At 64.3% G+C, this 21,943-nt stretch carries 20 protein-coding genes; 10 read left to right on the forward strand and 10 right to left on the reverse strand.

Annotated features, from left to right (window positions below; genetic code table 11):
• Positions 1 to 21: 21 nt before the first annotated feature.
• The 3 genes from WA237_RS05880 to WA237_RS05890 all read left to right on the forward strand — a co-directional run bounded on the left by WA237_RS05880 (position 22) and on the right by WA237_RS05890 (position 2,204).
• On the forward strand, positions 22 to 720 hold the full coding sequence (locus WA237_RS05880) for a molecular chaperone DjiA (protein WP_216016835.1): 699 nt from the start codon (positions 22 to 24) through the stop codon (positions 718 to 720).
• The gene (locus WA237_RS05885; protein WP_336097007.1) at positions 701 to 1,723 is read left to right on the forward strand and encodes an endonuclease/exonuclease/phosphatase family protein; all 1,023 of its coding nucleotides are present in this window, start codon (positions 701 to 703) and stop codon (positions 1,721 to 1,723) included. The genes WA237_RS05880 and WA237_RS05885 overlap by 20 nt, the downstream gene beginning before the upstream one ends.
• A gap of 88 nt (positions 1,724 to 1,811) precedes the next feature.
• Positions 1,812 to 2,204, forward strand: coding sequence for a hypothetical protein (locus WA237_RS05890; RefSeq protein ID WP_336097008.1), 393 nt, complete (start codon positions 1,812 to 1,814; stop codon positions 2,202 to 2,204).
• Positions 2,205 to 2,210: 6 nt separating this feature from the next.
• On the opposite strand, the gene WA237_RS05895 is transcribed toward WA237_RS05890, so the two are convergent.
• From WA237_RS05895 to WA237_RS05910, 4 genes are read right to left on the reverse strand one after another with little or no spacing between them, the layout of a single operon-like run.
• Positions 2,211 to 3,737, reverse strand: a complete 1,527-nt coding sequence (locus WA237_RS05895; protein ID WP_009812136.1) for a Ppx/GppA family phosphatase — start codon at positions 3,735 to 3,737, stop codon at positions 2,211 to 2,213.
• A gap of 50 nt (positions 3,738 to 3,787) precedes the next feature.
• Positions 3,788 to 5,962, reverse strand: a complete 2,175-nt coding sequence (locus WA237_RS05900) for an RNA degradosome polyphosphate kinase (RefSeq protein ID WP_336097009.1) — start codon at positions 5,960 to 5,962, stop codon at positions 3,788 to 3,790.
• A gap of 50 nt (positions 5,963 to 6,012) precedes the next feature.
• Positions 6,013 to 6,687: a hypothetical protein gene (locus WA237_RS05905; RefSeq protein ID WP_009812134.1), complete on the reverse strand. Its 675-nt coding sequence runs from the start codon at positions 6,685 to 6,687 to the stop codon at positions 6,013 to 6,015.
• Complete coding sequence (locus WA237_RS05910; RefSeq protein ID WP_336097010.1) at positions 6,687 to 7,754, reverse strand: AI-2E family transporter; 1,068 nt, start codon at positions 7,752 to 7,754, stop codon at positions 6,687 to 6,689. The genes WA237_RS05905 and WA237_RS05910 overlap by 1 nt, the downstream gene beginning before the upstream one ends.
• Positions 7,755 to 7,911: 157 nt before the next feature.
• Here WA237_RS05910 and proS point away from each other — a divergent pair, with 157 nt between their 5' ends.
• The 5 genes from proS (at position 7,912) to WA237_RS05935 (ending at position 12,921) form a co-directional block, all read left to right on the forward strand.
• Positions 7,912 to 9,270 (forward strand): proline--tRNA ligase, encoded by a 1,359-nt coding sequence (proS, locus tag WA237_RS05915; protein WP_336097011.1) that lies wholly within the window; start codon positions 7,912 to 7,914, stop codon positions 9,268 to 9,270.
• A gap of 96 nt (positions 9,271 to 9,366) precedes the next feature.
• Positions 9,367 to 9,891 carry a DUF2937 family protein gene (locus WA237_RS05920; RefSeq protein WP_336097012.1) on the forward strand — a complete coding sequence of 175 codons (525 nt, stop codon included), beginning with the start codon at positions 9,367 to 9,369 and terminating at the stop codon, positions 9,889 to 9,891.
• 54 nt (positions 9,892 to 9,945) lie between these two features.
• Positions 9,946 to 11,235, forward strand: a complete 1,290-nt coding sequence (locus tag WA237_RS05925) for a lipoprotein-releasing ABC transporter permease subunit (RefSeq protein ID WP_336097013.1) — start codon at positions 9,946 to 9,948, stop codon at positions 11,233 to 11,235.
• Positions 11,228 to 11,911 (forward strand): ABC transporter ATP-binding protein, encoded by a 684-nt coding sequence (locus WA237_RS05930; protein ID WP_009812129.1) that lies wholly within the window; start codon positions 11,228 to 11,230, stop codon positions 11,909 to 11,911. Before WA237_RS05925 ends, WA237_RS05930 begins: the two co-directional genes overlap by 8 nt.
• 32 nt (positions 11,912 to 11,943) lie before the next feature.
• Positions 11,944 to 12,921 (forward strand): Ldh family oxidoreductase, encoded by a 978-nt coding sequence (locus WA237_RS05935; protein WP_336097014.1) that lies wholly within the window; start codon positions 11,944 to 11,946, stop codon positions 12,919 to 12,921.
• A gap of 173 nt (positions 12,922 to 13,094) precedes the next feature.
• Here WA237_RS05935 and WA237_RS05940 read toward each other — a convergent pair whose 3' ends face one another.
• On the reverse strand, positions 13,095 to 13,541 hold the full coding sequence (locus WA237_RS05940; protein WP_009812127.1) for a DMT family transporter: 447 nt from the start codon (positions 13,539 to 13,541) through the stop codon (positions 13,095 to 13,097).
• Positions 13,542 to 13,770: 229 nt separating this feature from the next.
• Here WA237_RS05940 and WA237_RS05945 point away from each other — a divergent pair, with 229 nt between their 5' ends.
• On the forward strand, positions 13,771 to 16,062 hold the full coding sequence (locus tag WA237_RS05945) for a glycosyl hydrolase family 28-related protein (RefSeq protein WP_336097015.1): 2,292 nt from the start codon (positions 13,771 to 13,773) through the stop codon (positions 16,060 to 16,062).
• Between the two features lie 18 nt (positions 16,063 to 16,080).
• Here WA237_RS05945 and WA237_RS05950 read toward each other — a convergent pair whose 3' ends face one another.
• Entirely contained in the window at positions 16,081 to 16,737 is a 657-nt protein-coding gene (locus WA237_RS05950; protein ID WP_336097016.1) for a hypothetical protein, read from the reverse strand.
• 114 nt (positions 16,738 to 16,851) lie between these two features.
• Between WA237_RS05950 and WA237_RS05955 the strand changes: the two genes are divergently transcribed.
• Positions 16,852 to 17,178, forward strand: coding sequence for an antibiotic biosynthesis monooxygenase family protein (locus tag WA237_RS05955; protein WP_009812124.1), 327 nt, complete (start codon positions 16,852 to 16,854; stop codon positions 17,176 to 17,178).
• Here the strand turns inward: WA237_RS05955 and WA237_RS05960 are convergent.
• The 4 genes from WA237_RS05960 to WA237_RS05975 form a co-directional block, all read right to left on the reverse strand.
• A complete protein-coding gene (locus WA237_RS05960; protein ID WP_336097017.1) occupies positions 17,175 to 18,479 on the reverse strand; it encodes an NAD(P)/FAD-dependent oxidoreductase in 1,305 nt (434 codons plus the stop codon). The two genes, WA237_RS05955 and WA237_RS05960, sit on opposite strands and share 4 nt — an antisense overlap.
• A gap of 8 nt (positions 18,480 to 18,487) precedes the next feature.
• The gene (locus WA237_RS05965) at positions 18,488 to 19,846 is read right to left on the reverse strand and encodes a glutamine synthetase family protein (RefSeq protein ID WP_336097018.1); all 1,359 of its coding nucleotides are present in this window, start codon (positions 19,844 to 19,846) and stop codon (positions 18,488 to 18,490) included.
• The gene (locus WA237_RS05970) at positions 19,846 to 20,523 is read right to left on the reverse strand and encodes a type 1 glutamine amidotransferase (protein ID WP_009812121.1); all 678 of its coding nucleotides are present in this window, start codon (positions 20,521 to 20,523) and stop codon (positions 19,846 to 19,848) included. The genes WA237_RS05965 and WA237_RS05970 overlap by 1 nt, the downstream gene beginning before the upstream one ends.
• A gap of 77 nt (positions 20,524 to 20,600) precedes the next feature.
• Positions 20,601 to 21,914 (reverse strand): glutamine synthetase family protein, encoded by a 1,314-nt coding sequence (locus tag WA237_RS05975; RefSeq protein ID WP_246557930.1) that lies wholly within the window; start codon positions 21,912 to 21,914, stop codon positions 20,601 to 20,603.
• Between the last annotated feature and the right edge of the window lie 29 nt (positions 21,915 to 21,943).

The following is a 21,943-nucleotide window of genomic DNA, read 5'->3' on the forward strand; positions in this document are numbered from 1 at the left end:
GAACGGGCTATTATCCTTTCCATGTCCTTGTGGAGCCGCATATCCGAGGCGATTGCCGCCCTGGCCTCAGGCGAAAGCCTGAGCGCCGTCTTTGACCGCCTGCGCACCCCGCCAGAGCGGAGCGTCGCCTTTACCATCGCGGTGATCGCGCTCTCGGCCAAGATGGCCAAGGCGGACGGGCTGGTGACGCCCGATGAGGTCACGGCCTTTCGCGAAGTGTTCCATATCGCACCGCAGGATGAGCCCGGCGCGGCGCGGGTGTTCAACCTCGCGCGGCAGGACGTGGCCGGGTTCGAGGAATATGCCGCGCGCATTCAGGCGATGTTTCGCGACGATCGCGAGACGCTGTCGGTACTGCTCGAAGGGCTGTTTCATATCGCCATGGCGGATGGGGTCTATCATCCGAATGAAGACCGCTTTCTCGAACGGGTGGCCGAGATCTTCGGTCTCGACGAGCGCGGCTTTCGCACCATGCGGTCACGGTTCGCGGGCGATGCGGCCTGTGATCCCTATGCGGTGCTCGGGGTGAGCGCGGACGCCCCGATGGATGAGATCCGCGGCGTCTGGCGGAAACTGGTGCGCGAGACGCATCCCGACCGGATGCTGGCGCGGGGCGTGCCTCAGGAGGCCATTCGGCTGGCCGAGAAACGCATGGCCGATATCAACCGCGCCTGGGAAGAGATCAGCGAGGATCGCGCCCATGCGCATAGCCACGTATAATATCGAGTGGTTCAATGCGCTTTTCGACGATGATGGGGAATTGATCGACGACGACGGCTGGTCGGCGCGGCACAATATCACCCGCAGTCAACAGACCGAGGCAGTGGGGATCGTTCTCACCGCGATCCGCGCCGATGCGATCATGATCGTTGAGGCGCCGGATCAGAACCGGCGGCGGTCGACGGTGCGGGCGCTCGAAGGATTTGCCTATCGGATGGGGCTCCGCGCGCGCAAGGCGGTGCTCGGGTTTGAGAACGAGACGCAGCAGGAAATTGCGCTGCTCTATGATCCCGACAAGCTCAGCGTGCGGCATGACCCGATCGGCGAGGAAACCGGCAAGCGCGGCTCGGCCGATGCGCCGCGGTTTGACGGGGCGTTTCGCATTGACCTCGATATCGACGCCAAGGAAGATATCGTCACCTTTTCCAAGCCGCCGATCGAGCTCGCCGTCGAGACGGCCACGGGCACGGCGTTTCGGATGATCGGCGTGCATCTCAAATCCAAGGCCCCGCATGGCGCGACCAACCGCGAGGCGGCGATGCGCATCGGCATTGCCAACCGGCGCAAGCAGCTGGCGCAGGCGGTGTGGCTGCGGCAGAGGATCGACGGGCATCTGGCGGCGGGTGAGACGCTCATGGTGATGGGCGATATGAATGACGGGCCGGGGCTCGATGAATATGAGGATCTCTTTGGCCGGTCCTCGGTGGAAATCCTGCTCGGCGAAGGGGAGGGCGCGCTCTATGATCCGCATGCGCGGGCGGCGCTGACCCGCAAGCTCGGCGCGATCTATAGCACCTCGCGGTTCTATCAGCCCGAGACCGGCCGCTATATGCAGGCGCTGCTCGACTACATCATGGTGACGCGGGATCTGCGCGCGCGTGGGGCGGCCTGGCGCATCTGGCATCCGTTCGACGATCCCGATTGCTGGAACCTGCCAGAGCTGAGCCGCGCCCTGCTGACCGCTTCGGATCATTATCCGGTGACCATCGATCTCGATATCTGAGGCGGCGAGGCCGCGTCTTGGGCGGGCGCTTGCCGAGTGCCGGGCTGGGGCCTCTTCCCTTGGGGCAAATCGCGCTTATATCTAGCCCATGCGTAGCCTAGCCCTCGTCACGATTGCCTATCTTGCCGTCTCGCCTGTGTCCGCGCAGGAGACGGAGGGAGAACCCGCGCCCGAAGAGGGGCTGTCGCTCATCGAGGAAGGCGCGCGGATGTTTCTCGAAGGGTTGGCCGAGGATATGGCCCCGGCGATGAAGGACCTGGCGGAGCTGGCGGAAAGCTGGCAGCCGCAGATGCGCGAGTTCGTCACGCAGATGGGGCCGGCGCTGTCGGAGCTATTGGATAAGGTGGATGATATTTCCCGCTATCACGCGCCGGAAATGTTGCCCAATGGCGATATCATCATGCGCCGCAAAGCACCCGCAGAGGAGGGGCCCGGCGAGGGTCTTTTGCCGATGAAACCCGGCGAGGATATCGAGATCTAAACGGCGTCAGAGCAGGCGCAGCTCGGCGTTGAGCGTGCTGGCCAGCGACTGAAGCCGGGCCTGTGCCACCTCGCCAAAGAGGTCGACCGCCTCGGGCGCGACCTTGAACTCCAGCAGCTTTTTCTTGGGATACCAGCGCAATTGCCCGGGGTCCGCGTCTTCCTTGAGCCAGAGCATCGCGGCAAAGCGCATGGCCTTGCCCAGAACCTCGGCCTCGTGCCGGCGCTTTTCGTCGATGAGCGCGAGAAGCGGGCCGAAATGAGCGTCGTCGAACTTGTTCGAATAGCGGTACATGAGCGCGAGCCCCAAAAACACCCGTTCCGAGTGTTTGAGCCCGCCGAGATTGGCGCGGGTCGCGTTGTCGAAACAAAGCTCGGCGCGGTAGTCGGGATGGGCGCGCCAGCTCACGTCATGCAGAAGGCTCGCGGCCTTGATCAGGCGTTTGCGTTCGGGTTTGGCGCTTGGGAAGAGCGGCTCGATGAAATGATAGATGATCTTGCCAAAGCCGGGCACGCGCGCGTCTTTGTGTTCGGCATAGCGGCAGGCCTCGATCAGCGGGTCGCGCTGTTTGAGCTTGGCGGGCATCTGTTCGTAGAGCAGGCCTTCGCGGATGCCATAGCTCGACACGGCGATGTCGCGCGGGCGAAAGCTGCGCACGATTTCGAGCAGCACTTCGATGGCGGTGGGCACAAGGCCGATCCGGCTCGACGAGATGCCGCAGTTGATCCGCAGATCGTCGAGATCCGATTTCTGGATATATTTCGCGGTTTCGCGCACCGATTTGGCGGTCATCCGGTATTCGTGCAGCACGTGGAGCGGATAGCCGCGCCGTTCCATGTCGATCCGGGCAATGGCACGCCATGAGCCGCCGACGAGGAAGAGCCGGTCTTTTTGTTCGCCCATCTGCTCGTGCAGGGCCGCGACCTTTTCCTTGATGTATTTGCGCCGGGCGCGTTGGCCGCCCTTGATGTCCTGCAGCTTCAGCGGACCCAGCGGCGAGGTTTCGCGACGGCCCACTTCGCCATCGTGGATTTCGGCGAGTTCCATGGACGAGCCGCCGATGTCACAGACCAGCCCATAGGAGCCGGGCCAGCCCAGCAAGACGCCCTGTGCCGAGAGCCGCGCCTCTTCGCGCCCGTCGATCACCCAGATCTTGAGCCCGGTTTCGCGCAGCACCTCGTCGCAGAAATCGGGGCCGTCCTCGGCCTCGCGGACGGCGGCGGTAGCAACGATCGACAGCGGGCCGGTGTCCATGCCCTCAGCGAGCAGCTTGAACCGTTTGAGCGCGTTGAGCGCGCGGATGCGTCCCGTAGGGTTGAGCCGCCCGGTTTCCGACATGCCCGCGCCGAGCGCGCACATGATCTTTTCGTTGAAGAAATAGGCCGGTGAGCGGGCTGCGCCGTCGAACACCACGAGCCGCACCGAGTTGGACCCGACATCAACCACACCGACCCGGCGCAGCGCCCGTGCAGAGGGCTTGTCGAACAGCGGGCGCCCGAAGGGGCCATCGGCGGCGTCATAGCTGATGTTCATTGCTTCCCCGGCTTGCAACGGCCCCCTTATGCGTCAGCGGTGCCGGGGGGTCAATCTTCTGTGTGGGTCAGTTTCGGCACATCCGACGCCCCAGCCGATCCTCTACCAGAGAGCGACGGGTTTTCCATGAAGAAACGGTGGCAGTTGAAAGCGAACTCGCCCTCGGTGGTTTCGGCGCGGGCAAAGCTTCCGTCCGGGGCCATGACCCAGCTCTGCGCCACATCGGCCATATTGGCGGCCATCACCTGGCTGACGATCTGGGCCTTGACGGTGGGGTTCTCGATCTCGACGAGGGTTTCCACCCGCCGGTTGAGGTTGCGGCCCATCCAGTCGGCCGAGCTGATATAGACGCGCGATTTCTTGTGCGGCAGGCCGTGGCCATTGCCGAAACAGACGATGCGCGAATGTTCGAGGAAACGCCCGACGATCGATTTCACCCGGATGTTTTCGCTCATGCCGGTGACGCCGGGGCGCAGCCCGCAGATGCCGCGCACGACGAGGCTGATTTTCACGCCCGCCTGGCTCGCCTCATAGAGCGCGTCGATCACATCGGGTTCGATGAGCGAGTTCATCTTGGCCCAGATTTCGGCGGGTTTCCCGGCCTCGGCATGGGCGATCTCGGCCTTGATCATCTCGAGCAGCCGGGGCTTGAGCGAGATCGGCGAGATGGCGAGATTTTCGAGCTTTTCGGGTTGGGCATAACCCGAGAGGTAGTTGAAGAGCTTGGTCGCGTCGCGGCCCAGCACCGTGTCGCAGGTGAAAAACGACAGGTCGGTATAGATGCGCGCGGTGATCGGGTGGTAATTGCCGGTGCCGTAATGGGTATAGGTCACCAGCTGATCGCCCTCGCGGCGGACCACGGTGCTGATCTTGGCGTGGGTCTTGAGGTTGAGGAACCCATAGACCACATGCGCGCCCGCACGTTCGAGACGGCGCGACTGACGGATGTTGGCGGCCTCGTCGAACCGCGCCTTGAGCTCGACCAGGGCGGTGACGGATTTGCCGTTCTCGGCGGCCTCGCAAAGCGCGCTCACGATGGGGCTGTCGTTCGAGGTGCGGTAGAGCGTCTGCTTGATCGCGACCACGTTCGGATCGCGCGCCGCCTGCGCGAGAAAACGCACCACCATATCGAAGGTCTCGTAGGGGTGGTGGAGCAGCATGTCCTTTTGGCGGATCGCGGCGAACATGTCGCCGTCGTGATCCTGCACCCGTTCCGGCACGCGCGGGGTGAAGGGCGGCCAGAGCAGATCGGGGCGGTTGTCGAGCACCAGCTCCTTGAGATCGGCGAGGCCCAGAAGCCCGTTCACCGCGACCAGTTCATCGGCATTGACGTGCAGCTCGTTCATCACGAGCTTGCGCAGATCGTCGGGGGCGTCGGTGGAAATCTTGAGCCGCACCACCTCGCCACGGCGGCGGCGTTTGAGCGCCACTTCGAATTCGCGCACCAGATCCTCGGCCTCTTCCTCGACCTCGAGATCGCTGTCGCGCAGCACCTGAAAGGCGCAGTGACCGCTATAGGCATAGCCCGGGAAGAGGCTGTCGAGATGGACCAGAACCAGTTCTTCGAGCGGCAGGACGCGCACCGCACCATTGCGCGGCGCGAGAGCCACGAAGCGGTCGATCTGCTGCGGGATTGGCAGCAGCGCCTTGAGCTCTTTCTTGTCGGCACGGCGACGCAGTTGCAGGGCCAGCGAAAAGCCAAGGTTGGGAATGAAGGGGAAGGGATGCGCCGGGTCGATGGCCAGCGGCGACAGCACCGGGAAGACCTGATTGAGAAAGACCTCGTCGAGATAGGCCTTGTCCTCGGCATCGAGCATCGAGCTGTTGAGGATATGGATGTCCTCGGCTTCCATTTCCTTTTGCAGCGCCTCATAGGTCTGATGCTGTTCGTTCATCAGGTTGCGGGCGTCTTCGTCGATGAGCACCAGCTGTTCGGCGGGCGTCAGCCCATCGGCGGCGGGGGTGGTGTTGCCGGCCTGGGCCAGTTCGCGCAGACCCGCGACGCGCACGTTGTAGAACTCGTCCAGGTTGGTGGCCGAGATCGACAGAAAACGCAGCCGTTCCAGAAGCGGCACCTTGGGGTTGCGCGCCTCTTCGAGGACCCGCCAGTTGAAGCCGAGCCAGCTCAGTTCACGGTTGAAGAAACGGCCGGGTCCGGAGAGGTCAAGCTCGGGAAGCTCCTGGGCGGGCGGAAACGGGGATTTGAGAAAGTCTGCGTAGGTCATGGCCGCCTTGTACCGCATGAATTGCAACGGGAAAGTGACGGAGTGTCAGACTAAATTTGCAGATTGTCCAGTGCAGTCGCGGCCAGCCGCCGATTGATCGGTTTGCCCGTATCGAGCGCCAGTTGATCCAGCGTTTCGACCAGATTTCGGGCAGCGGCAAAGGCGCGCGGCATGCGGGGCACGATATAGGGCAGGGTTTCCGGCGTGGGGCGCAGTTGGCGGTCGGCAAAGAGCTTCATCAGCACCGCGGCAAGCAGCGCGTCGTCGGGGGGCTCGATCCGAACGCCGGGGGTGCCCTCCATGCGGCTGGCGAGGTCGGGCAGGTGGATGTCGCTGAGGGCGCTGTCGTCGCTGCTGGTGATCAGCAGCGAATTGCCCTCGGCGAGCACGAGGTTGTGCAGGTGAAAGAGCGCCCGTTCCTGCGCCCTCTCGCCGGTGATCTGCCACAGGTCTTCGACCGCCACCGGGCCGCTCGCCAATGTCGGGATATCTGCCTCGGCCAAATCGCTGGCAGCGATGATCCGGGCGCCTGAGAGGCTCGCCCAGACATGGGCGAGATGGGTCTTGCCCGCGCCCGAGGGGCCGCGCAGCATGAGCTTGCGGGCGGGCCAGCTCTGCCAGGTTTCGATCATCGCCACGGCGGCGGCGTTCGAGGCGGAGACGAAGAAATCGTCACGCCCCATCGCCGGCACGGCGGGCAGGTCAAAGCTCAGCTGTTGCGACATCAGGCCTGATCCCGATCCGAGAGACCGCGATAGAGCAGGCTGCTGCGATATTGCTGGATCGCGAACCGCGCCAGCACGCCGATGGCGGCGGCGACGGGCACCGCGACGAGCATCCCGACAAAGCCGAAGAGCGCGCCAAAGACCGACAGCGCAAAGATGAGCCAGACCGGGTGCAGCCCGACCGAGCTGCCCACCAGTTTCGGGGTGAGCACATTGCCCTCGATCACCTGACCCAGGGCAAAGATGCCGGCGACCAGACCGATCGAGACCCAATCGCCCCAGAACTGAAAGAGCGCGAGCCCGATGGCCAGCGCGCCGCCGACCAGCGCCCCCACATAGGGGATGAAGGTGATCAGACCGGCGATGAACCCCACCACCAGACCGAATTGCAGCCCGACGAGCATCAGCGCCCCGGCGTAATAGGTGCCAAGGATCAGGCAGACCGTGCCCATGCCCCGGATAAAGGAGGCAAGCGTGCGGTCGATCTGCTTTGCGAGATGGCGCACGGTGGGGGCGTGGTCGCGGGGCAGCAGGTCGTCGACCGCGGCGACCATCCGGTCCCAATCATAGAGCAGGTAGAAGGCCACCACCGGCACGATGACGAAGAGCAGCACCACGTTGATCAGCGACGAGACCGAGCCGATGGCGCTGTCGAGCAGCTGGCCGCCCTTGGATTTGATCGTGTCGCCGACGACGGCAAGCGATTGGCGCAGGGTGCTGTCGCCATCGCCGACCTGGGGGAAGTTGCGGCTGATGAAACCTTCGAGATCGCGGGCGAGCTGTGGCGCGATGTCAAACAGCGCCACCGCCTGATGGATCAGCGTCGGCACCACCAGCAGCGCCATGATGACGAAGAGCAGCAGCGCAAAGAGCGTGATCGTCGCCACCGCCATGGCGCGGGTCAGCCCGAGCTTTTCCAGACGGTCGGCCAGCGGGTCGAGGAAATAGGCGATGGCGCCGCCCAGCACGAAGGGCAGGATCACGTCGCCCAGGAACCAAAGCACCACCAGAAAGACCAGTGTGACGGCCCCCCAGTATTTCATCTGTGTACGCACCGGCAAGGCCACGGGCTTCCCCTTTGAACCACTTGTGAAGTTGTCCAAAAATCGCCCATCGGGCCGGGGGTTGCAAGCGGGAAGGGGATGATAGCACCGCTTGCCTGTGAGCCGCGATTGCCCTAGACCTCGCGGGCACCAAGTTTTCGGATCCCTGAAAGGTCTCTCCATGCGTCTCAGCCGCTATTTCCTGCCCGTTTTGAAAGAAACGCCCTCGGAGGCGCAGATCGTCAGCCACCGCCTGATGTTGCGGGCCGGGATGATCAAACAGTCGAGCGCGGGGATCTATTCCTGGCTGCCGCTGGGCTATAAGGTGCTGCGCAATATCGAGACCATCGTGCATGAGGAACAGCAGCGCGTCGGCCATATCCCGATGCTGATGCCGACGCTGCAATCGGCCGATCTCTGGCGCGAGAGCGGGCGCTATGACGCCTATGGTCCCGAGATGCTGCGCATCCGTGACCGGCAGGACCGCGACATGCTCTTTGGGCCGACCAACGAGGAAATGATCACCGACATCTTCCGCAGCCATGTGTCGAGCTACAAGGACCTGCCGCTGACGCTCTATCATATCCAGTGGAAGTTCCGCGACGAGATCCGGCCGCGCTTTGGCGTGATGCGCGGGCGCGAATTCCTGATGAAGGACGGCTATAATTTCGACCTGACCAAGGAAGACGCGCTGCATGCCTATAACCGCCATCTGGTGAGCTATCTGCGCACCTATGAGCGGATGGGGCTGCAGGCGATCCCGATGCGGGCGGATTCCGGTCCCATCGGTGGCGATGACACCCATGAGTTCCTCGTGCTGGCCGAGACCGGCGAGAGCGAGGTGTTCTATGACAGCGAGATCACCGATCTGACCTTTGGCGAGCGCGAGATCGACCATGACAGCCATGAGGCCTGTCAGGCGGTGCTCGAAGAGTTCACCTCGCGCTATGCCCGCACCGATGAGACCCATGACGAGGCGCTGTTCAACCAGATCCCCGAAGACCGCCGCCGCGTGGCGCGGGGCATCGAAGTCGGGCAGATCTTCTATTTCGGCACCAAATATTCCGAGCCGATGGGCGCCACGGTGCAAGGCCCCGACGGCAAGCCGGTGCCGGTGCATATGGGCAGCCATGGCATCGGGGTGAGCCGCCTTCTGGGCGCGATCATCGAGGCGAGCCATGACGACAAGGGCATCATCTGGCCCGAGGCGGTGGCGCCGTTCCATGTCGGGATCGTCAACCTCAAACAGGGCGATGATGAGGCGGATGCGGCCTGTGACGCGCTCTATGCGCAGGTGGCGGCGCTCGGGCTCGAGCCGCTTTATGACGACCGCAACGAGCGGGCGGGCGGCAAGTTCGCGACGATGGATCTCATCGGTCTGCCGTGGCGGATCACGGTCGGTCCCCGCGGCCTCAAGAACGGTGTGGTAGAGCTCACCAGCCGCCGCACGGGCGAGAGCGAAGAGCTGGCGCCGGAGGCCGCGATTGCCAAGCTCAAGGACCATTTCGCGGCGATTAACCTGCCGGGAAAGGGTGTGTGATAGGCTGCGGCGATCAGGCTCTCTGATCGCGCGTTGGCTTGTCCTCTTGCCTTGCCCCGTGCGAGATTGGGGCGAGGCAGGTAAGAGGTGCGGCGCATGTTCATGCGGGCGATAGCATTGGCGGGCGGTCTGGCCGGGGCGGCGGGGCTGTCGCAGTTTCCGGAATTTTCACAGCAATATGTGCAGCGGCTTGGCGGCGCGGTGGATGAGCTGTCGCGGTTCATCGCCGCCTTCGATGCCGATGCGGCAAAGTTCGACCTGGACCGCGAGGCGGCGCTGGCCGATCTCGAGCAGGGCGGGCGGATGGCCGCGGCGCGGGCCGAGAGCGTGCGCCGCACCGTGGCGCGGCATGCGCGGCTCAGCGAGGATCTGTCGGTGCTGCGTCAGGCGGGGCCGTTCACCCGCGCCTATGAGGCCGGGCGGCTTGGCGACAGGGAGATCGCGCGCGCCACTTGGGAGGATTTCCGACCGGCGCTGCCGCTGACATTTGAGGGCGGCATGTTCGGCGGGGCGGGGTTCCTTGGCGGTCTGCTGGCGATTGGCGGGATTGGCGCGGTGCTCAGGCTCTTTTGGGGCGTGCTTTTCGGGCGGAAAGCGGCTAGGCGGGGGAAGAAGGCTTGACCCTTGGCCCCCTGCGGCACAGGTTGCGCCGAAACCAAGACCGGAACCCGACACATGGCAGGCACACCCGCCCCCTTTGCCCCGTTTGAATGGATGATCGCCTGGCGCTATCTGCGCGCCAAACGCGCCGAGGGCGGCGTGAGCGTCATGACCTGGATCAGCCTCATCGGCATCACGCTGGCCGTCTTTGCGCTGATCGTGACGCTGGCGGTGCGCTCAGGCTTTCGGGCCGAGTTCGTGGATACGATCCTTGGCAGCAATGCGCATGTGACCGTCTATAGCGCGGGCGAGGTGGACGCGGTGACGGGCCGGATCGACCGGACCTTGCAGGACTATGAAGAGATGGCCGCGCGGGTGCGCGAGGTGCCGGGTGTGACACGGGTTGCGCCGCTGGTGCGGGGGCAGTTGCTGGCCAATGTGCAGAACCGCAATGCCGGGGTGGAAGTCTTTGGTATTACGAAAGAAAACCTGAAAACCATCCCGCGCATCGCGAACCCAGAGACGAGCCTTGGCGAGATCGAGGATTTTGATCAGGGCATCGCCATCGGGTCGGGCGTGGCGCGAGAATTGGGCGTGACAGTGGGCGACAAGGTCAAGATCATCCTGCCCGGCGGCGTCAAGACGGCCTTTGGGTCGAGCCCGCGGGTCAAGGCCTATGACGTGACTTATGTGTTCTCGGCGGGGCGCTATGACATCGACCGCACCCGCGTCTATCTGCCCTTTGCCGAGGCGCAGGAGTTTTTCAACCGCGAAGGCGTGGCGGATGAGCTCGAGGTGATGGTGGCCGAGCCGGACCATGTTGACGCGATGACCGAGGCGCTGATCGCGGCGGCGGGGGAGCGGGCGCTGCTCTGGACCTGGCGCGATGCCTCGAAAAGCTTTCTCGATGCGCTCGATATCGAGGATCGGGTGATGTTCGTCATCCTGTCGATCCTCGTGCTGATTGCCGCGATGAACATCACCAGCGGCTTGATCATGCTGGTCAAGAACAAGGGGCGCGATATTGGCATTTTGCGCACCATGGGTCTCACCGAAGGGTCTGTGCTGCGCGTGTTTTTCATCTGTGGCGCGTTCACCGGTCTGATTGGGACGCTGTTTGGCGTGATCCTTGGCTGTCTTTTCGCAATCTACATCGATCCGATTTTCGCTTTGGTTAACGGCGCGACCGGGGGCGAGGCCTGGGACCCGGCGATCCGGGGGATTTATTACCTGCCGGCCAAGCTGGAGCTTTGGGATGTGCTGTCGGCGGTGGCGCTGTCGCTCGGGCTCAGCTTTATCGTCACGATCTTTCCGGCGCGCCGCGCGGCCCGGATGAACCCGGTGGAGGCCCTGCGCTATGAGTGATCCCGTGCTGCGCCTGACAGGCATTTCGAAAACCTACAACAAGGGCCGCGAGAACGAGGTCACGGTGCTGCGCGAGGCCGAGCTCAGCCTGCAGGCGGGCGAGATCGTGGCGCTGGTCGCCCCCTCGGGGGCGGGTAAATCGACGCTCTTGCATATGGCGGGGCTGCTCGACACGCCGGATGCCGGACGGGTCGAGATCGGCGGGGTCGACATGACCGGGCTGGGCGATCGGCGGCGCACCGTGGCGCGGCGGCGCGAGGTCGGGTTCGTCTATCAGTTCCACCATCTGCTGCCCGAGTTCAGCGCGTTGGAAAACGTGGTGCTGCCGCAGCTGGCCAATGGCGTGGCGCGGCGGGCGGCGGAGGCGCGGGCGCAGGAGCTTTTGGATCAGGTGGGCGTCGGCGAGCGGGCCGGGCATCGGCCCTCGGCCATGTCGGGCGGCGAGCAGCAGCGCGTCGCCTTTTGCCGGGCGCTGGCCAATGGGCCGCGCATTTTGCTGGCGGATGAGCCGACCGGCAACCTCGATCCCGCCACCTCGGACCGGGTGTTCGAGCGGCTGGTGACGCTGGTGCGCGAGACCGGGCTTTCGGCGCTGATCGCGACCCATAACCTCGAGCTGGCGGCGCGGATGGACCGGGTGCTGCGGCTTGATAATGGTACGGTGGTGGCGGGGTAACCCGCTGCAAAGACTAAACAAGGAAGAGTAGAATGCCCAAAGTTTCATTGGCCGAAATCGAACGTCTGTCGGCCCATGCGCTAATCAATCACGGCGCGGCACCCTGGGTTGCGGCGCATGTGGCGGATGCCATTGCCAAGGCGGAATCCGTCGGCAACAAGATCTGCGGGCTGTATTATCTCGAGAGCTATTGCACCCAGTTGAAGAGTGGCCGGGTCAAGGGCCATGCCGAGCCTGAGGTGAGCCGTCCGCGTCCCGGCACGGTGCGGGTCGATGCGCAGTTCGGCTTTGCCCAGCCGGCCTTTGCCAAGGGGCTGCCGTTGGCGATTTCGGCGGCGCAGGAGAACGGCGTGGCGATGCTGGCGGTGGGTCACGCGCATACCTGCACCTCGCTGGGCTATTTCACCGAGCAGATCGCCCGTGAAGGAATGATCGGCATGGGGATGACCAATGCCTCGCCCATCGTGGCGCCGCCGGGCGGCAAGCGCCGGGTGATCGGGACCAACCCGTTTGCCTTTTCGGTGCCGGATGGGGCCGGGGGGGTGGCGATGCAGTTCGACCAGTCGACGACCACCGTGGCGCTGGGCAAGATCACCATGGCAAAGGCGGCGGGCGAGAGCATTCCCGAGGGCTGGGCGGTGGATGCCGAGGGGCGGCCGACCACCGATCCCGAGGCGGCGCTGGCCGGGTCGCTGGTGTCGACGGGCGGCTATAAGGGCTGGGGGCTTGGCCTTATGGTGGAGCTGCTGGCGGCGGGGATGACCGGGGGGGTGGCGAGCCAGGATGTCAAACCTCTCAAGGCACCCGAAGGGCCGCCGCATGATCTGGGGCAGTTTTACCTGATCATTGATCCCGGTAGGTCGGATGATTTCGGCGCGCGTCTCGAACAGGTGGCGCGGGCCGTGGCGCAGGATGAGGGGGCCCGGATGCCGGGGCAGGGGAAACGGAAAATGGACCCTGTGGAGATCGAAGAGCATGTGTGGAACCAGCTCAACCAGCTTGCGGGCTGAAATCCGCCATAAGTCGTTGTTTTATTGAGGTTAACCCGGTCATTTTGGCCGGGTTTTCCATTTGTCGGTATCACGTCGGTATTCCGGCGGCAGGACGTCGGTATCGAAAATCGCCTTCGACGCGGTGTTGCGGCGCGGGGTTAACGCGCCGTGCGGCGGGGGGCGGTGGCAGCTCAGGCGCGTTGGGTGAGAAAGACGCCGGTGGCCATCAGCGCGATGCCCGCCGCGCGGTTGAGCGTCAGCGGCGAGATGCGCGCGCCGAAGAGGCCGAAATGGTCGATGGCGGCGGCGCTGATCAGTTGGCCCAGCAGCACGAAGAAGACCGCGTTGCCGACGCCGAAATGCGGCGCGACATAGGTGATCGAGAGCACGTAGAAGGCGACCAGCACACCGCCCAGCAGGAGATGCCGGGGCGCGGCGGCGAGACCGGCGAGGGCGCGGGGGCTCGACACCGCGAGGCAGGTGACGAGCGCCACCAGAAAGGCCACCACGAAAAGCACGGTCGCGGCGGCGGCGGGCGAGCCGAGCCGGGTGCCCAGCGCCGCGTTGAGCCCGGCCAGCAGCGGGATGCCGATCCCGGCGATGAGCATGGTGAGGGCGTAGAGGCTGGTGGGCTGCATGGGCTGTCCTTTCGACTGTCGGGCCAGAGTGGCATGGGGGTGAGGCCTGCGCCAGAGCGTAGAAACCCGTAGCCCCACGGCGCGAGGGCCAGAGGGGGCACCGTCACGGTGGGGCCGCAAGGCGTTAACCAATCTTTCCTAGACCATTGCCCTGACCGGGCCAGTCCCGGCTGGCGATATCAACGGGTCCCACAGCCGCAAGGCGCGGGACAGGCGGAAAGGGAAACGGATGAACAAGGCAATCACCGACGGCGTGGTCTTTATGCCCCCGGCCTTTGCAATGGGTCTGGATCAATGGTCGAGCGGCGATGGCACGCCGGGGTCGGACAGCTATCAGGGGGCGGGCAATGCCGCGCTGGTGGCGGCGGATCAGGATTTCGGCGGGGCGCTCGAGCTCACGAAGAGCCAGACCACGCAGAAGCTGCGCCATTTTGGCGAAACGCCGATCCTCCCGGGTTGTTATCTGCAGGTGCGGGCGCGGGTCAAAGCCGTGTCGGGCAATTTCCCGACGCTGCGGATTGCGGCCTGGGCCGGGGGGGCGGGCAATCAGCATGTGACCGGCGTGACCGAGACCGGGCCGGAGGTGACGCTAAGTTCCTATGGCGAGGTGGTGGAGATCAGCGCCATCGTCGGTGTCGGCCAGCGCAGCGGTGTCGATATGGCCTGGGGGCCGGGGGCGATCTACGGGCATTTCGGGCTGGATATGACCGGGCCGAATGGCGGTGTGGTGCGGATCGACGATATCGAGATCGAGGACATCACGGCGGCCTTTCGCGGCCAGTCCACCGATTGGGTGGATGTGCGCGATTATGGTGCGGTGGGCGATGGGACCACGGACAATCACGCGGCCTTTGAGGCGGCGGATGCGGCGGCGCAGGGGCGCGATGTGCTGGTGCCGGACGGGGTGTATCGGCTTGGCGATTCTGTGACGCTGCAATCGCGGGTGCGGTTTCAGGGCATTGTGACTATGGCCGCCGACAAGATCCTGTCGCTCAACGGGAGTTATGATCTGCCGAGCTATATTGATGCGTTCGGCGATGAGGAGCTGGGTTTTCGCAAGGCGTTTCAGGCGCTCTTGAACAATTCGGGGCATGAATCGCTCGATCTGTGCGGGCGGTTGATCACGCTCACCGAGCCGGTGGATATGCAGGCGGCGGTGGTCGACAAGGACAATTATTCGCAGCGCCGCTATATCAAGAACGGCCAGTTCTCGGCCCATGGCAATGGCAGCTGGGCGACCGAGGTGGTGACCTCGCAGGCGAGCTATAGTCTCACCGACTCGCTCAAGCTCACCAATGTGACGAATGTGGCCAATATCCCGCTGGGCGCGGTGATCGAGGGCACCGGCGTCGGGCGCGAGGTCTATGTCGCCGAGGTCGATGTGGCGCAGCAGGAGATCACGCTCAGCCAGCAGCTCTATGATGGGGAGGGCACGCAGGTCTTTACCTTTCGGCGGTTCAAATACCTGCTCGATTTCTCGGGCTTTGTGAAGCTCAGCAAGTTTTCCCTGTCGAATATCGAGTTCCAATGTTCCGGCGTGTGCAGCGGCGTGATGCTGCCCGGATCGGGGACCGGGTTTCATTTCCGCGATTGTTTCATCACGCGGCCCAAGGATCGCGGCATCACCAGTTATTCCAAGGGCGATCAGGGGATGATCATCGACCGCTGTCAATTCCTGTCGGATGAAAGCGATATTCCGGCGCTCAACCGGGTGTCGATCGGGCTCAATGCGAATGCCAATGACGTCAAGCTGCGCGACAACCGGGCGTCCTATTTCCGGCATTTCGCGCTCTTGGCCGGGTCGAGCAATATCGTCACCAGCAACCATTGGTTTCAGGGCGATACGTCGAATGACGGCGGGCGGACGGCGGGGCTTATCCTCACCCGGACCAATTCGCGGTCGACGGTGACCTCGAACTATATCGACAATTGTTTTGTCGAATGGGTGAACGAGCATGACAGCGCGCCGGATTATGACAGCGAGTTTTCCTTCAGCGCGCTCAACCTGTCGGACAATGTGTTTCTGGCGGGCAATGTGGCGCCCTGGTTCACCTTTCTCGTAATCAAGCCGCATGGCGCGGGGCATTACCTCAACGGGTTGAACATCAACAACAATTCTTTCCGCATCATTGGCGGCAGCATCGCGCAGGTCGAACATGTCGACACCAGCTTTGCCGATTTCGATTATAACCGGATGAAGGGGGTGAATTTCACCTCCAACACCTACAACAACATCGAAAAGCGCAGCGAGAGCCCGTTCAGCTATGAGTTCAGCCGGGCGGGGGTGTCAAACGACTGGTCGATCAGCCTGGCGGATCATCTGCCGTTTGAGGGCTGGGCGCAGGCGGTGGAATCGGTGGTGGCGATGGGGCCCTTGACCAATGGCGCCGGGCAGGAGGTGTTTGCCGCGCCTTATGTCCATGCCAAGCAGGGTGCGTCGCAAAACGAGATCCGGCTGCGCTGGCCCGAGCCGGTGCAGGGCACGGTGATCTTGCGGGCGCGGATGGATGACGTGCATTAGGTAAGTGTCTGGCGCGGCTCAGAAGTCGCGCCAGATGCCCAGTTTGATATTGTAGCGCTCCGCATCATGCAGCCCGGCACCCACTCCGAATTCGAGATGGTGACCGGGCTTGCGCTGCCAGATGAGGCTCGGGGCGAGGCGGGCATAGGCGGGCTCGCCCGGGGTGACGCCGCTTTGCAATTGCACGATGAGCTTGGTGCGGGGGCTGGCGGTGAGGCCCAAGGTGAGATCGCTGGTGATGCGGGGGCGGTGGCCGGTGGTGAAGATGGCGCGGTTCTCCCAGGCGATCCAGCCGGTTTTCTCGCGCCAGACCCGGCCGCCCCGGCCCAGATGAAGCCCGGCGCGCAGGGCCTCGCGGTTGATCACCATGCCCGCCCCCAGCTCGGCCGAGATCCGCAGCCGATCGCCCAGCAGCCCCGCCATGAGCGGGGTTTTGGCAAAGGCGATGGCCTTGTATTCGCCCAGATCATTTTGCCCCAGATCGAGCCCAAGGGTGATCCGTTCGGTCAGCCCATAGTCGAGATAGAGCGTGTTGAAGCTCAGCGGGTCGGCATAGGTCTTGGCGTCGAAATAGGTGGTGGAGACGGAGAGATGCCCGGTGCCCGGCGGGCGTGGCCACGGCCCGGCATGGGCCATGCCGCTCAGGCAGATCAGAATGAGGATCAGGCGGGCCATCGGGTTCCTCCGCGTCGGCCCAGCCTTGCCTAGAATGGTAAACGGCAGGTTAAATTGTCTGTCTTTGTCAAATGACGAGAGGGTGTTAGGCTATTTCTCAAAAAGGAGGATGCCATGCCCAGGATTAGCCAAGGTGGTGGCCACCAGACCGTCATCACCACATTCGAGACCTCGCCGGGGTCCTGCCAGGATTTGCTGGAGGCGCTGACCGAGGCCTATGACGCCTTTATCTCGAAACAGCCGGGGTTCATCGCGGCGGGGCTGCATGTCAATGACGCCCAGACGCGGATCGCCAATTACTCGCAATGGAGCACGCGGGAGGATTTCCAGGCGATGCTGCGCAGCGACGAGATGCGGCGGCGCAATCGCGGGTTCAACACCCTGTGCAAAGGGTTCGAGCCGGTGATGTACGAGGTTTCGGCGACCTTCGGCGCGGATTAGAGCCCGAGACGGTCGCGCATCGCGTACCAGCTCATCGCGAGCACGAGGAGCGGCGAGCGCAGCGCACCGCCGCCCGGAAAGCGCGGGGTGGGCAGGCGCGCCATCGTGTCAAAGCCCGACGCCTCGCCGCGCACCGCCTCGGCCATGAGCCGTCCGCAATGGGTGGCGCTGCCGACGCCATGGCCGGAATAGCCCGAGGCGGTGAGCATATTGGGCCCGATCCGCGCCAGATAGGGCAGGCGTTTCATGGTGATCGCCAGCGTGCCGCCCCAGGTGTAATCGACGCGCACCTCGCGCAGATGGGGATAGATTTCCAGCATCGGCTTCATCACCGTGGCGCGGATGTCGCGCGGAAAGCGGTAGCCATAGCTTTCGCCGCCGCCGAACAAGAGCCGTTTGTCATGGCTCAGCCGGAAGTAATTCACCACGAATTTCGTATCGGCCACCGCCACATCGCGGGTGAGCACGCGGGCGGCCTCGTCGCCGAGCGGCTCGGTGGCGAGGATGAAATTGTTGATCGGCATGACGCGGGCCGCGACCTGCCGGTTGAGCCCGCCGAGATAGCCGTTGCAGGCGAGGATCACGTGATCGGCGGTGACCCGGCCCTGGGCGGTTTGCACGGTGGCGGGCTGGCCTTCGGCGATGTGATGCACCTCGGCGCGCTCATAGATGCGCACGCCCGCGTCACGGGCCGCGCGGGCAAGGCCCAGCGCATAGCGCAGCGGGTGCAGATGCGCCGCGCCCATGTCGAGAATGCCGCCGTGATAGGCGGGTGAGGGGCAGAGCGCGTGGAAAGCGTCGCGGTCGAGCGTCTCGATCTGGTCATAGCCGTAGCGGTCGCGCAGATGGCTGGCATAATCATGCTCTTCAGTCATCTCGGCCCGGGTGAAACAGGCATGCGCCACGCCCGGTTTCAGGTAGCAGTCGATATTGTGGCTTGAAATCAGCGATTTGACGAGGTCCTTGGCGTCTTCGGCCAGCTCCCAGCAGCGGGCGGCATCGGCGTCGCCCAGCATCTTTTCAAGCGTGTGCTGATCCTGCCGCTGGCCCGAGCCGAGCTGACCGCCGTTGCGGCCCGAGGCGCCAAAGCCCAGACGCTGGGCCTCGAGCAGCACCACGTCGAGCCCGGCCTCGGCCAGATGCAGCGCCGCCGACAGCCCGGTAAAGCCGCCGCCCACGACGCAGACATCGGCGCGTTGTTCGCCCTTGAGCGGCGCGAAGGGCGGCAGGGTCTCGGCGGTGGCGGCGTACCAGCTCTGCGGGTATTCGCCCGGGCGATCATTGGCGTGCAGCAGGTTCATCACAGCACCTAGACGTTGAGCAGCAGATGTTCCCGTTCCCAGGGCGAGATGACCTGCAGGAACTCGTCATATTCGGCGCGTTTCACGATGGCATAGACGCGGGCAAACTCGCGGCCCAGCACCTCGTGCAGATCGGTGGCCTCTTCAAAGAGATCGAGCGCCTCGCCTTGGACGCGCGGGATGTCCTCGTCGCCCTCATAGGCGTCGCCATGGAATTCGGCGGCGGGCTCGACCTTGTTCATCATGCCGAGAAGACCGCAGGCGAGGCTGGCCGCGATGCCGAGATAGGGGTTGCAATCCATCCCGGCGAGGCGGTTTTCGATGCGCCGTGCCTTGGGGCTCGAGATCGGGATGCGCAGCCCCGTGGTGCGGTTGTCGCGCGCCCAGGCGAGGTTGATCGGGGCGGCGTGATCCTTGACGTAGCGGCGGTAGGAATTGACGTAAGGGGCGAGCACCGCGATGGCCGCGGGCAGGTGTTTCTGCATGCCGCCGAGGAAATGGCGGAAGGCATCGGTTTCTTCGCCCTCGGGGGTGGAAAAGATGTTTTCGCCGGTTTTCAAATCGAGGACGGATTGGTGGATATGCATGGCGCTGCCCGGCTCGTCGGCGATGGGTTTGGCCATGAAGGTCGCGAAACTGCCGTGGCGCAGCGCCGCCTCGCGGATCAGCCGCTTGAAGTAAAAGACCTCATCGGCCAGCGCCACGGGATCGCCGTGGTTGAGATTGATCTCGAGCTGGCCTGCGCCGCCTTCCTGGGTGATGCCGTCGATCTCAAAGCCTTGCGCCTCGGCGAAATCATAGATGTCGTCGATGACGGGGCCGAATTCGTCGACGGCGGTCATCGAATAGGATTGGCGCGCGGCGGCGGGGCGGCCGGAGCGGCCCATCATCGGCTGAATTTCCTGCGCCGGGTCGATGTTGCGCGCGACGATGAAAAACTCCATCTCGGGGGCGACAACGGGTTCGAGACCCTGATCGCGATAGAGCTGCACCACGCGTTTGAGCACGTTGCGCGGCGAATAGGGGATCGGCGCGCCGGTCTTGTCAAAGGCGTCATGGATCACTTGCAGCGTCCAGTCCGCCGTCCAGGGCGCGGCGGTGGCGGTGCTCATATCCGGGCGCAACAGCATGTCGCGCTCGATAAAGCCTTCGTCGCCGGCGGCCTCGGCCCAGCCGCCGGTGATGGTTTGGTAAAAGATCGAATCCGGCAGGTGAAAGTAATCCTGACGGGCGAATTTCGATGCGGGCACCGCCTTGCCCCGGGCAATGCCGGGCAGGTCGGAGACGATACATTCGACTTCGTCAAGCCGGCGGCCTTCGAGATAGGCATTCGCGGCTTCGGGCAGGGAGTCGGTCCATTGGGCCATCAGGCACCTCGTTTGAAAAACTGTTCCATCCGATCAGCGAAGCGGTCGCTGTCGGTCTTTTTGTCGAGCTGCGCGGTGGCGGATTGCAGCAGCTCTTCGGGGACGACGCCGGGACCGCGGGTGCGGATCAGCAGGTCGATCACCTCGGCGTTGAACTCGGGGTGGGGCTGGATCGTCAGGATGCGGTCATCGTAGATCAGCGCCGCATTCGCGCAGAAATCATTATGACCGATGACGCGGGCGCCCTCGGGCACTTCGGTCACCTGATCCTGATGCCAGGCGTTGAGATGGTGGGTTTCGCCCTCGATCTCATAGCTCTTGTGGCCGACGGACCAGCCGCCGGAGAATTTCTCGACCTTGCCGCCCATGGCCTGCGCGATGATCTGGTGACCAAAGCAAACGCCGATCATTGGGCGGCCATCGGCATGGACGGCGCGGATGAACTCTTCGAGCGGCGGGATCCAGTCGTGATCCTCATAGGCGCCATGTTTGGAGCCGGTGATCAGCCAGCCGTCGGCGTCCTCGACCGTGTCGGGAAAGATCCCGTCGACCACGGCGAAGGTTTCAAAGTCAAAGCCCCGCGCGCCGAGCAGTTTCATGAACATCCGGTCGATATCACCCTGCGCCGAAATCATTTCGGGGGTGCCGTGGCCGGTTTGGAGGATGCCGATTTTCACTGGGTCACCTTAATTTGATCAAATTCTATCTGGCGGCGGGCCGGGAGGGCCCGTGCCGCGCATCGTAGCGCTCTTCGTCAGGCCGTGTCGAGATAGGTCTTCCAATGATCTTCGAGCGGCACGTCGGCGAGGATGTCGACCTCCTGGCGTTTGCAGCGCACGAGGCAGTCGCGCAGGAGCGGGCCGAAGATCTCGGCCATGATCGGATCGGCCTCGAAGCGGTCGATGGCCTCGGTCCAGCTCTCGGCGAGCTGCGGCAGGTCCTGCTCATAGGCGTTGCCCTCGATGGGCGGAGGCGGGGTCAGCCCGTTTTCGATGCCGTGGATCGCCGCGCCAAGGATGGCGGCGAGCACCAGATAGGGGTTGGTGTCGCCACCCGCGACGCGGTTCTCGATGCGGCGGCTGCCGGGGCCGCCCATCGGGATGCGCAGCGCGGCGGTGCGGTTGTCCTGACCCCAGCAGATTGCGGTGGGGGCATGGGCACCGGGCACCAGCCTGGCGTAGGAATTGGCATGCGGTGCGAAGATCAGCGTCGAGCCGGCCATCGCGGCGAGGCAGCCGGCCAGCGCGGCATGGAGCCGCTCTTCGCCGCCGGGATGGGTCTCATCCATCATGTTCTGACCGCCGGCGCCCCAGATCGAGAAATGCACATGCATGCCATTGCCCGCGTCATCGCCAAAGGGTTTCGCCATGAACGTGGCTGCAAGCCCATGTTTTCGGGCCAAACCACGGATCAGCGCCTTGAAGAGCCAAGCGTCATCGGCGGCGCGCAAAGCGTCCTGATGATCGAGGGTGATTTCGAACTGGCCGACGCCCGCCTCGGAGGTCACGGTCTGGGCCGGGATGCCCATTTCCTCGGCCCCTTCATAGAGGTCGGTGAGGAAGGCATCGAAAGCGTCCATATGGCTCAGCGCGAGGACCTCGGGCATCTCGATGGGCTGGCCGTTTTGCGGGTTGCGGACGCAGGCGAGCTCGTCCCCGGTGTCGTCCACGAGGGTAAATTCGAGCTCGGTCGCGGCCTGCACGGACCAGCCGCGCGCCTCATAGCGGGTCAGCACCCGGCGCAGCGCGGCGCGGGGATCGGCGCCGAAGGCGTCCTCGCGCGAGCGGCGCAGCTCCATCGGGTAGAGCGGTTGATCGCTGCCCAGCCAGGGCAGGGGCATCGGGCCGCGCCCGGTGGGCAGCAGCACGCCATCGGCATCGCCTGTTTCGAACACGAGAGGGCTGTCTTCGATATCGGCGCCGGTGACGTCGACATTGACCGCCGAGAGGGGCAGTTTGACCGCGCCCTTTGCAAGCTTGCTCTCATATTCGCCGGGGAGGCGTTTGCCACGCATCACCCCGTTGAGGTCGCAAAATGCGACGCGGATCGTATGCGGATCTTGGGACATCTGAAATTTTCCTGTTGGTCTTGGCGCGA

Source organism: Roseovarius sp. CH_XMU1461 (genome assembly GCF_037027165.1).
Lineage (GTDB): Bacteria > Pseudomonadota > Alphaproteobacteria > Rhodobacterales > Rhodobacteraceae > Roseovarius > Roseovarius nubinhibens.

What these genes read in the sequence shown, in the direction of transcription:
- WA237_RS05900 (WP_336097009.1), bottom strand. Translation starts at nt 5,962, where the DNA reads ATGACCTACGCAGACTTTCTCAAATCCCCGTTTCCGCCCGCCCAGGAG.
- WA237_RS05905 (WP_009812134.1), bottom strand. Translation starts at nt 6,687, where the DNA reads ATGTCGCAACAGCTGAGCTTTGACCTGCCCGCCGTGCCGGCGATGGGG.
- proS (WP_336097011.1), top strand. Translation starts at nt 7,912, where the DNA reads ATGCGTCTCAGCCGCTATTTCCTGCCCGTTTTGAAAGAAACGCCCTCG.
- WA237_RS05895 (WP_009812136.1), bottom strand. Translation starts at nt 3,737, where the DNA reads ATGAACATCAGCTATGACGCCGCCGATGGCCCCTTCGGGCGCCCGCTG.
- WA237_RS05885 (WP_336097007.1), top strand. Translation starts at nt 701, where the DNA reads ATGCGCATAGCCACGTATAATATCGAGTGGTTCAATGCGCTTTTCGAC.
- WA237_RS05940 (WP_009812127.1), bottom strand. Translation starts at nt 13,541, where the DNA reads ATGCAGCCCACCAGCCTCTACGCCCTCACCATGCTCATCGCCGGGATC.
- WA237_RS05920 (WP_336097012.1), top strand. Translation starts at nt 9,367, where the DNA reads ATGTTCATGCGGGCGATAGCATTGGCGGGCGGTCTGGCCGGGGCGGCG.
- WA237_RS05965 (WP_336097018.1), bottom strand. Translation starts at nt 19,846, where the DNA reads ATGGCCCAATGGACCGACTCCCTGCCCGAAGCCGCGAATGCCTATCTC.
- WA237_RS05960 (WP_336097017.1), bottom strand. Translation starts at nt 18,479, where the DNA reads ATGAACCTGCTGCACGCCAATGATCGCCCGGGCGAATACCCGCAGAGC.
- WA237_RS05955 (WP_009812124.1), top strand. Translation starts at nt 16,852, where the DNA reads ATGCCCAGGATTAGCCAAGGTGGTGGCCACCAGACCGTCATCACCACA.
- WA237_RS05930 (WP_009812129.1), top strand. Translation starts at nt 11,228, where the DNA reads ATGAGTGATCCCGTGCTGCGCCTGACAGGCATTTCGAAAACCTACAAC.
- WA237_RS05975 (WP_246557930.1), bottom strand. Translation starts at nt 21,914, where the DNA reads ATGTCCCAAGATCCGCATACGATCCGCGTCGCATTTTGCGACCTCAAC.
- WA237_RS05945 (WP_336097015.1), top strand. Translation starts at nt 13,771, where the DNA reads ATGAACAAGGCAATCACCGACGGCGTGGTCTTTATGCCCCCGGCCTTT.
- WA237_RS05925 (WP_336097013.1), top strand. Translation starts at nt 9,946, where the DNA reads ATGGCAGGCACACCCGCCCCCTTTGCCCCGTTTGAATGGATGATCGCC.
- WA237_RS05935 (WP_336097014.1), top strand. Translation starts at nt 11,944, where the DNA reads ATGCCCAAAGTTTCATTGGCCGAAATCGAACGTCTGTCGGCCCATGCG.
- WA237_RS05880 (WP_216016835.1), top strand. Translation starts at nt 22, where the DNA reads ATGTCCTTGTGGAGCCGCATATCCGAGGCGATTGCCGCCCTGGCCTCA.
- WA237_RS05950 (WP_336097016.1), bottom strand. Translation starts at nt 16,737, where the DNA reads ATGGCCCGCCTGATCCTCATTCTGATCTGCCTGAGCGGCATGGCCCAT.
- WA237_RS05890 (WP_336097008.1), top strand. Translation starts at nt 1,812, where the DNA reads ATGCGTAGCCTAGCCCTCGTCACGATTGCCTATCTTGCCGTCTCGCCT.